Genomic DNA, 512 nt, shown 5'->3' with positions numbered 1-512 from the left:
CTCGTTATGGGTCACATTGCCCAAGTCCAGAAACGTTTATGAAATGGGAAAAGGTAACATTTTTGATATTCATCGATAGGTATAACTTGCGCTTGATTGAAAGTCTTTAATCTTGTTGATAATCCTCCTTCAATATGAACTAAAGTGAATGTGACCTATTGAGTTCTCAAACTCATTGAGATGGGAGCAATAGGCAAAAAACTTACTCTGTATGGAGATGACCGATGAACAAAAACTGGATCCCCATTGCCCTATCTGGGCTTGCTTTAACGGGGTGTTTTTCTGAAGAAGCGAAAGAAGTAGAAGCCGTCGCCGAGCCACTCAAAGTAACCGCCGCAGACAAAATTTATTATGGTGGCGACATCCTAACCATGGCAGGCGATAAGCCAGAGTACGCCGAAGCCGTCGCGACATTAGGCGAGAAAATCATTTATGTCGGCAGCAAAGATGGAGCGATGGAACACAAGTTCGGTAAAACACAGTTGGTCGACTTAAAAGGCAAAACTATGTTG

General features: G+C 43.0%; 1 pseudogene. It reads left to right on the top strand.

The window, feature by feature from the left end:
- Positions 1 to 224 precede the first annotated feature (224 nt).
- Positions 225 to 512, top strand: a pseudogene (locus tag R7O13_RS31045) (amidohydrolase); the annotation flags it as partial.

The organism is Vibrio sp. Y176 (genome assembly GCF_033438945.1).
This window is presented reverse-complemented; position numbering and strand designations above follow the sequence as displayed.